6 protein-coding genes are annotated in these 8,164 nt (G+C 67.1%); 1 reads left to right on the top strand and 5 read right to left on the bottom strand.

What is annotated here, in order from left to right:
* Positions 1–283 precede the first annotated feature (283 nt).
* The 5 genes from HPY83_16375 to aspS form a co-directional block, all read right to left on the bottom strand.
* Positions 284–1,183, bottom strand: a complete 900-nt coding sequence (locus tag HPY83_16375; protein NPV09522.1) for an amidohydrolase family protein — start codon at positions 1,181–1,183, stop codon at positions 284–286.
* Between the two features lie 119 nt (positions 1,184–1,302).
* Positions 1,303–2,385 (bottom strand): DSD1 family PLP-dependent enzyme, encoded by a 1,083-nt coding sequence (locus tag HPY83_16370; protein ID NPV09521.1) that lies wholly within the window; start codon positions 2,383–2,385, stop codon positions 1,303–1,305.
* Positions 2,386–2,506: 121 nt separating this feature from the next.
* Positions 2,507–4,000: a glycerol kinase GlpK gene (gene glpK / locus HPY83_16365; protein NPV09520.1), complete on the bottom strand. Its 1,494-nt coding sequence runs from the start codon at positions 3,998–4,000 to the stop codon at positions 2,507–2,509.
* A gap of 64 nt (positions 4,001–4,064) precedes the next feature.
* On the bottom strand, positions 4,065–4,631 hold the full coding sequence (locus HPY83_16360) for a biotin transporter BioY (protein ID NPV09519.1): 567 nt from the start codon (positions 4,629–4,631) through the stop codon (positions 4,065–4,067).
* A 168-nt stretch (positions 4,632–4,799) separates the two neighbouring features.
* Entirely contained in the window at positions 4,800–6,578 is a 1,779-nt protein-coding gene (gene aspS / locus HPY83_16355) for an aspartate--tRNA ligase (protein NPV09518.1), read from the bottom strand.
* A 205-nt stretch (positions 6,579–6,783) separates the two neighbouring features.
* Here aspS and secD point away from each other — a divergent pair, with 205 nt between their 5' ends.
* Positions 6,784–8,157 carry a protein translocase subunit SecD gene (gene secD / locus HPY83_16350; protein ID NPV09517.1) on the top strand — a complete coding sequence of 458 codons (1,374 nt, stop codon included), beginning with the start codon at positions 6,784–6,786 and terminating at the stop codon, positions 8,155–8,157.
* The last annotated feature ends 7 nt before the right edge of the window (positions 8,158–8,164 follow it).

Raw genomic sequence — 8,164 nt, 5'->3', positions numbered from 1 at the left:
GAGCCAGGCTGGGCGCTATCGGACGCTGCATCGCCTCTGTTCCCTGCCTGCTGGCTGGCCGGTGGTGGTTCCTGGCCCGCGCCAGATGGCAGCTCCGCAACGCTGGCTCGACTTTGAGAAAGCCCTACCGGGCACTCTTGCCCCAGGAGGAGAGGAGCGGCGCGGCGGGAGGCATCAGGCGAAGGCCTTGTACGGACGACACACGGCCGACCGCCGGTCCCTCTGGCTGCCGACGATTGGGCCCCTTCTGTTGGCAATCCCGACGGAACCGCCTTCTGGGGGATCAGTCCAGGCCGAGAAGCCGAATGGCGTTCTCGCGCGCCACCTTGCGGAACACCAATGGGCTGATCTTGCCCGTATCCCGCCAGTCCCGGAGCAGATCAGTCAGAGGTAGGGGCATGGTGGGGGAGAGTATGTCGGTGCCGAACAGGAGGCGATCCTGGAACTCGGTCAGGAACCGGGGTCCGTACTCATGGTCACGGGCCAGGGCGTTGTAGGCGGTGAAGTCCGACAGGTCTCCGTAGAGGTTGGGATACCGGCGGAAGAGCACCGGCACCACCCCTTCTTCCTCGATGGGCCTCGTGGGGAGGCGGCCCACCTGGCCCCGGGGGCCGAATACGAACCCGCGCTCGCCCGGAGTCTCCAGGCGGGCGATCTCGGACCAGAAGATGGGGCCGTGACCGAGAAGGACCAGGTCAGGGAACTTCTGGAGGGTATGCTCCAGCTGGGGAAGCCCTGGATCGTCGTAAAGGCCGAAATCGCCGCTCAGCTGGTCGGAGCCGTCGAAGGTAACGGGCAGCCCCACAGCTTCGGCGTGACGGAACAGGTTCTGCACCAGGGGATGCATGACGGGCAGGTTGGGCATGACCTCGCCCAGACCGCGGCACCCCAGGTCCTTGTAGTAGCGCAGGAGATCGCCCAGAGGAGCGTCGGCGGCGTTCGTCAGAGCCCGGGGGTCCACGTTGCAGAAAGGGATGAGCCGATCGGGGTACTGGGCCGCCATTTCGAGGATGTCCTCGTTCGCCTGAGGCAGGTAGATCTCGGGGCTGACAATGGGCAGTACTGCGCCCCGCTCTATGCCCACTTGATCGTAGCGGGCTATCACCTCCTCGGCGGTACAGAACCGCACTGGCATAGGAGGAGGCAATCGGCGATAGGCGTGGGCATGGATGTCCACGAACATAGCGGTGCTCCTGAGTGATGGCTGGACAGGCTGCCTAGTCTGGCGCAGGGGCGCCGAGCCGCCAGGCGAGCCTGAGGCCTACTCTTCGCGGCTCCGCCCCTATGCTGGGCAATCCCGCCCTACGTGAAGCGCCCCCGTGCCTCAATGGGCCACATGTCCACCACCCGGTCGCCCTGGACGATGAAGTAGCGCTCGTGCAAGTTGATGGTGGTGCAGCCGTGCGAAGGGATGAGCTCCACCTTGTCGCCCAGCTTGAGGGAGGTCGCCCCCGGCCCATCCAGGGTGCCGTGCTCTTCCGAGAGCTTGACGGTGGTCAAGCCATCGGGCCTGACCACCGGCGGCATCCCGAACTCGGGGGTGATGGCCTTCATGCCCGCGTCCGTGATGGCCCGGCCGGCGCTGGGCTTGCTGATGACGCTGGCGAGAACGGTCATGGCGGGCAGGAACTCGGGCACGATGCTGGAGTAGCGCGCATCCATCGTCACGTAGGAGCCCGCCTGGACCTCATCCACGCCGGGGTAGTTGCCGGTGATGTTGTAGGTGCCGGTGCCGCCTCCGCTGACGATGGCCACCGGCAGCCCGTTCTCCTCAATGTACCGGCGCACGCCGGTAAGGTGGGCCATGGCCTTCTCGGCGGTGGCCCGGCGCTGCTCGAAGTCGGGGATCATGACCGCGTGGCCCTCGTAGCCCTGCAGGCCGGAGAAGACCAGCCCCGGGGCAGCGTCCACCCGGCGAGCCAGCGCCAGAGCTTCCTCGGCAGTAGCCACGCCGCAGCGGCCCATGCCCACGTCCACCTCAACCAGGACCCGGAGAGATACGCCAGCGGCCCCGGCAGCCTGCGACAACTCGTCCACATTGCCGGCGTCGTCCACAGCCACCATGACGTCGGTCCGTCGCCGCAGACGGACCAACCGGCCGATCTTGGTGGGCCCTACGATCTGATTGGCGATGAGGATGTCAGGGGCAACATGGGCCAGGGCCTCGGCCTCGCCCAGCTTGGCGCAGGTGATACCCACGGCGCCGGCCTCAAGTTGGCGGCGGCCGATCTCAGCGCACTTGTGCGTCTTGGCGTGGGGCCGGAGGTTGGCGCTGGCGCCGGCCATGAAGCGGGCCATGAAGGCCAAGTTGGCCTCCAGCATGTCCAGGTCAAGCACGAGCGCCGGCGTGTCCAAGTCCCACTTGCTCGAGCCCTCTAGGTTCATAGATGCGATCTCCAGTAGCGGTTGTGGTGCCCTGTAAGGGAGTCCCTGCTCCCAGCCCTCTCCCGCGCGTGCAACAGTGAAGGCCCTTCCCCCTTCCTTGCCTGGGAGAGGGACTAGGGGGTTAGGTTGGTGCCGCCCAACCGCGGGCCAGTCGGACCGCCCGGCCCCACTCTCGATAGCGTGCTTCCCTAGTGCCCTCCTCCGTGGTGGGGGCGAACAGACGATCCACCCGGCGGCCAGCACGCAGATCCTCCAGGCGAGGCCAGACTCCTGCGGCGTGTCCGGCCAGGTAGGCCGCGCCCAGAGCGGTCGTCTCGGTGTCGGCGGGGCGCTCCACCGGCACTCCCAGGATGTCGGCCTGGAGCTGCAGGAGGAGGTCGTTCTGGGCCGCGCCGCCATCGGCGCGCAGTACCTCCAGGCGCAGGCCGGCTTCGGACGCCATAGCCTCCAGGACGTCGCGGCTCTGGAAGCAGATGGCCTCCAAAGCGGCGCGGGCTATGTGAGCGCGACTGGTGCCGCGAGTGAGCCCGATGAGCAGGCCGCGGGCGTAGGGGTCCCAGTACGGGGCGCCTAGTCCAACAAAGGCGGGTACGAAGTACACCCCGCCTGAGTCGGCGACGCTGGCGGCCAGCTCCTCGCTCTCGGCGGCGGAGCCGATGATGCCAAGCTCGTCCCTCAGCCACTGCAGGGCGGCTCCGGCGATGAAGACGCTGCCCTCGATGGCGTACACCGGCCCCTGGCCTAGGTCCCAGGCCACGGTGGCCAGCAGGCCGCCCTGGGGAATCACCAGGTCGGACCCGGTGTTGAGCAGGACGAAGCAACCGGTGCCATAGGTGTTCTTGGCCTGGCCCGGGTCCAGACACATCTGCCCGAAAAGGGCCGCCTGCTGATCGCCGGCGATGCCAGTGATGGGAAGGGATCGGCCCAGGATGTCGGCCTCGCTCTCGCCGAACGCGCCGGCGCTGGGCCGTACCTCGGGCAGCATGGGGCGGGGCACGCCGAAGGCATCGAGCAGGACCGGGTCCCAGTCTCCCTGCCGAAGGTTGTAGAGCATGGTGCGGGAGGCGTTGCTGGGGTCGGTGGCGTGCACCCGCCCGCCAGTGAGCCGCCAGAGCAGATACGTGTCCACGGTGCCGAAGAGGGCCTCTCCCCGCTCGGCCTTGGCCCGCAGGTCGGGCAGGTGACGGAGGAGCCAGACCAGCTTGGTGCCGGAGAAGTAGGGGTCCAGCACCAGGCCTGTCCGCCGGGCGACCTCGGACCCCAGCCCGGCGGCGCGCAACTCGTCGCAGATGGGGGCGGTGCGCCGGTCCTGCCAGACGATGGCGTTGTGGAGGGGCGCGCCGGTCTGCGCCTCCCAGACCAGGGTGGTTTCGCGCTGATTGGCGATCCCCACGGCGGCGACGTCTTTGAGGTCCACGCCGGCCTGAGCCAGGCACGCCTGGGCGGCTTCGGTCTGAGTGCGCCAGATGTCCTCCGGGCGGTGCTCCACCTGGCCCGGCTCGGGATAGAGCTGAGGGAACTCGATCTGGGCCGACGCGACCTGGGCGCCGGTGGCGTCGTAGAGTATGGCTCGGGAGCTGGTGGTGCCCTGGTCGAGAGCCAGAACGTAACGCATGGCTGCCCCTTCCGCTGTCCGCGATCGCGAGATTGTAGAGTGAGGACGCGTCGAGGTCAACGAGTCACGCGTGGTGCCGATCCCGCCTGCCGCTCAGGCCCGCGGCGATGCCCACCGCCAGGGCTCCCTTGGCCAGGTCGGCGACCAGGAAGGGCAGCACCCCGGCGCGAACTGCCTGCACCGCGTCCACGCCCAGCCACAGGGCCAGCCAGGTGGTGCCGCAGAGGTAGAGGGCTGCCAGCCCGCCCAGGCAGGCGACTGCCAGTCCCGGCCAGGTGCGGCCCAGAGTACGGAGCAGAAGGCCGGCTGCAGCCGCAGAAGCGACGAAGCCGAAGAGGTAGCCGGCGGTGGGCCCGATGAAGGCGGCAGGGCCGGCCATGCGCGCGTCCAGCGGCAGCCCGGAGGCGATTCCGGCCAGGAACAGGAGCTGGGACAGAGCGCCACCGCGGGCTCCCAGGAGCAGGCCGGACAGGAGTACGGCCGCCACCTGCAGGGTGAGTGGCACCGGAGTGCCGGGCAGCTCGATGGCGACGCGGGAGCCGAGGGCGGTGAGCCCGGCCAGCCCGACGACGGATGCCGAGCGCCGGACGGCCATTGCGGCCGCGGCCGCGGCCGGTCGGGATGCCAGCATGGTCAACGCCTCCAGACGGTTGCTGAGAGGCTGAAACACCGCCTGGGCGCCGCGGGTGCGGGGAATGGGACCCAGATGACGCTGATACGACACAGATCTACGCTGATCAGAAAGAAGTAATATATGAAGATCAGCGGAAATCAGCGTCTCATCAGCAAGATCCGCGTCCTATTCGCCCTCAGACATGGGTGGGCGGAGGGCCAGATGGAGCTCCCTAAGCTGCTCCTCGCTGATGGGGCCAGGCGCGCCCATCATCAGGTCGGTGGCGCTTTGGGTCTTGGGGAAGGCGATCACCTGGCGTATGTTCGACTCGCCTGCCAGGAGCATGACTAGCCGGTCAATGCCGGGGGCGATGCCGCCGTGAGGTGGGGCGCCGTACTCGAAGGCCTGCAGCAGGTGGCCGAAGCGGGCCTCGGTCTCCTCCGGGCCGTAGCGGAGCAGGCGGAAGACCTTCTCCTGCACGTCGCGTCGGTGGCAGCGGATGGAGCCGCTGGAGAGCTCGTAGCCGTTGCATACGATGTCGTAGCATCGGGCGCGGACTTTGCCCGGGTCGGTGTCGAGCAGGTGCAGGTCCTCTTCCCTGGGCATGGTGAAGGGGTGGTGGGTGGGGTCCCAGCGCTGCTCTCCCTCGTCCCACTCCACCAGGGGGAAGTCGGTGACCCAGGCGAAGGCGAGCAGGTCCCTGGGCGCCAGGTCCAGCCGCGCTCCCATGACCCGGCGCAGCTCACCCAGCACGGAGCTGGCCGTCGAGAGCGGAGCTGCCACCACCAGGATCAAGTCGCCCTCCTCGGCCCCTGTGCGCTCCAGGATGGCGGTGCTCTCGTCCTTGCTGAGGAACTTGGCGATGGGGGAGCGCATTTCGGAGTGGGCGACGGCGAGAGTCACCAGGCCCTGGGCGCCGGCCCGGCGGGCGATATCGGTGAGCTCATCTATCTGGCGCCGGCTGTAGTCGGCCACGCCGGGGGCAACGATGCCGCGCACCACGCCTCCGGCCGCGATTGTCTCCCGGAACACGCGGAAGCCCGAATTGTAGACGATATCGCTCAACTCATGAATGCGCATGTCGAACCGGAGGTCGGGCTTGTCCGACCCGTAGAGCTCGATCGCCTGTTGGTAGGTTAGGCGCGGGAAAGGGGAGAGGATGCGCCACTGCGGGGTGATGGTGCGCACCATCTCGGTGAAGAGCTCCTCCGTGAGGGAGAGGATGTCCTCCTCGTCGGCAAAGGCCATCTCCAGGTCCAACTGGGTGAACTCGGGCTGACGGTCGGCGCGCAGGTCCTCGTCGCGGAAACAGCGAGCAATCTGGAAGTATCGGTCGAAGCCGGCGACCATGAGCAGTTGCTTCAGTTGCTGGGGGGACTGAGGCAAGGCATAAAAATGCCCCGGATGGACGCGGCTAGGGACGACGTAGTCGCGAGCGCCTTCAGGAGTGCTCTTGATGAGCATGGGCGTCTCTATCTCAAGGAAGCCGCGGGCATCGAGGAAGTCGCGGATGAACTTGACCACCCGATGGCGGAGTATGACGTTGTGCTGCATGGACTGGCGCCGAAGGTCCAGGTAGCGGTAACGGAGGCGTAGGCTCTCATCCGCAGCCTGATCGTCGGCGATCTCGAACGGGAGGACGCGGGAGGGATTGAGGACGGAGGCTTCCTGGGCGCGCACCTCGATCTCGCCCGTCTCCAGGTCGGGGTTGGCCATACCCTCTGGGCGGAGGCGAACCTCGCCTTTCACCCGCAGGACGTACTCGGCCTTCACTGTCTCAGCGATGGCGTGGGCCTTGGCCGAGTCCGAGGGATCGAACACAATCTGGGTTAGCCCGTAGCGGTCACGCAAGTCAACGAACACCAGCCCACCGTGATCACGGCGCCGGTGGACCCAGCCAGCCAGGGAAACGTGCTGGCCCGCGTGCGAGGAGCGCAGCTCGCCGCAGGTATGAGATCTGAGCATAAACCGTCCTCCCCCGAATCAGCCGCCCAAAACGTGAGACCGATTATAGGCGTGCCCTGAGGTGTGAACAACAGCCTGAGAGGCGCACAAGGCTCCGGGCGATGGTGGTTTGCTGCCGGTAAAGTCCGGCTCCTATAATGGACGTCGCGGTGCGCCAGAAGGGCAGGCGTCACCCAGCAGCGAGGCTCCAACTCACGGAGGTTAGGTGCGAGCTGGCACTTGGCGGCTTCTGGCTGCCATCGCGATCGTATTCGCAGTCGCGGCCTGGATCGTCTGGCCGGGCAATCCTGGGCTGAACGTGGATCTGGGGCCCCTGAGCATTCATCGCCCCATTGAGCTGCGGCAGGGGCTAGACCTTCAGGGTGGCCTCAGAGTGCTATTGGGTGCGGACGTACCCGAGGGCGAGGCCCTCTCGCGAGACTCCATGGCGGCTGCCCGGGTGATCGTGGAGAACCGGGTGAACGCTCTTGGGGTGGTGGAGCCGGTGGTCCAACTGCAGGGGGACCGATACCTTGTGGTGGAGCTGCCCGGGATCCGGGACCCGGACCGCGCTGTAGAGGCGCTGAAGGGCACCGGGCTGCTGGAGTTTGTGGAGACGGGCTCGACCATACTGCCGCAAGGGGCGCTGGTGCGCACTAGCTACCGCGAGGAGCTGGGGCGGGACGAGCTCGATGAGGGCCAGGATTACTACATGCCCGATACCGTCTTCCCCACCGTGTTCACCGGCAAGGACATCTCCTCGGCGGGAGTGGACACCAACCAGGTAGGCGGCTTCGAGGTGACCCTGACCATGACCTCGGAGGCCACGTCCCGGTTTGCCGACTACACCCGCCAGAACGTGGGCCGAGTATTGGCCATCGTGCTGGACGGGCGGGTGCTGAGCTCGCCCCGCATCGAGAGTGCCATCCCCGATGGGCAGGCGCGCATCAGTGGCGACTTCACCTTGGAGGAGGCGCGCAGTCTTGCCATCCAGCTTCGGTATGGCGCCCTGCCCGTGCCGCTGCGGGTCGAGGAGACGCGTGCCGTCGGTCCTAGCCTCGGCCAGGACTCGGTGCAGAAGAGCATTCGGGCTGGGATCGTAGGCCTGTCGGTAGTGCTGTTGTTCATGATCGTCTACTACCGGGTGCCCGGCGTGTTGGCCAGCCTGGCCCTGATTACCTACGCCATGATCAACTTGGCCCTGTACAAGACCATACCGGTCACCATCACCCTTCCCGGTGTCACCGGCTTCCTGCTATCTACCGGCATGGCGGTGGACGCCAACATCCTCATATTCGAGAGAATGAAGGAGGAAGTGCGGTGGGGCCGGCCGCTGGGCAGCGCGGTAGAGGCCGGTTTCAGCCGGGCCTGGACCAGCATCCGAGACTCTAACCTCTCCGCCCTCATCACGTGTGTGGTGCTTTTCTGGTTTGGCTCCAACTTCGGCGCTACTCAGGTCAAGGGATTCGCTATCACCCTGTTCCTTGGGGTGCTGATCAGCATGTTCACCGCCATCACCGTCACCCACACCCTGGTGCGGGTGGCCTTCCACCTGGGCGGCGATTGGCTCCGCGAGCGCCACTGGGCGCTCGGTGCTTAGCCTGGCC

The sequence above is a fragment of the Anaerolineae bacterium genome (assembly GCA_013178015.1).
In the GTDB taxonomy this organism is placed as follows: domain Bacteria; phylum Chloroflexota; class Anaerolineae; order DRVO01; family DRVO01; genus Ch71.
Note: the sequence above shows the minus strand (reverse complement) of the source record. Positions and strands in the feature narration are given on the sequence as shown.